Source organism: Micrococcus sp. iso_26, assembly GCF_056172975.1.
Map to the genome: position 1 here is coordinate 1 of NZ_JBWBTV010000021.1, position 836 is coordinate 836.

General features: G+C 69.1%; 2 protein-coding genes. Both read left to right on the forward strand.

Annotated features, from left to right (window positions below; translation table 11 throughout):
* The first annotated feature begins 62 nt into the window (after positions 1–62).
* A complete protein-coding gene (locus AC0VX0_RS12350) occupies positions 63–665 on the forward strand; it encodes a recombinase family protein (RefSeq protein WP_002857200.1) in 603 nt (200 codons plus the stop codon).
* A gap of 6 nt (positions 666–671) precedes the next feature.
* On the forward strand, positions 672–836 hold a 165-nt coding region (locus AC0VX0_RS12355), incomplete at its 3' end, for a helix-turn-helix domain-containing protein (protein WP_475452205.1).

The following is an 836-nucleotide window of genomic DNA, read 5'->3' on the forward strand; positions in this document are numbered from 1 at the left end:
CCAATCCCGGAATCTACGTGCCGCCACTACCCCTCCTGGTCGAGTTTCGCTACGTTCTCTCCATGGGTCACCTCCTCGGGTACGCGCGCGTGTCCACCACCGACCAGGACGCGTCGCTACAGATCGACGCGCTGGGCGCCGCCGGCTGCTACCGCGTGTTCGTCGACACCATGTCCGGGTCGCTGCAACACCGGCCCGAGCTCGACAAGCTCCTCGACCAGCTCCGCCCCGGCGACACTCTCGTCGTCTGGCGACTCGACCGGCTCGGTCGATCCATCCGGCACCTCATCGACCAGCTGCACGCACTCGCCGAACGCGGCATCGGGTTCCGGTCGCTGCAGGAGACCATTGACACCACCTCACCCGGTGGCCGGCTTGTGTTCCACGTCTTCGCTGCGCTGGCGGAGTTCGAACGGGACCTCATCAAGGAACGCACCAACGCCGGCCTCGCCGCCGCCCGAGCCCGCGGCAGAACCGGCGGCCGACCATCTCGGCTCTCCGCGGACCAGGTGCGCACCGCACGCCGGCTCTACGAACAGCAGGACATGACCGTCGCGCAGATCGGCGATGTCCTCGGCGTCAGCCGCACCACCATCTACCGGACGCTCGCGAAGCACGCCGAACCCGTCGCCCGCCGACGCGCAAAGCCCTCACCGACGATGTAGCCGGTCATGGACGCGAGCGAGCGGTGGCGAATCCTTCGACTGCACGTCGAGGACGCAATCCCGCTTGCCACTCTGGCCCGCAGCACGGGCGTCACCGAGCGCACCCTGCAACGCTGGCTCGCCCGCTACCGGACAGGCGGATACGCCGCCCTCGCCGACGACGCTCGCGCC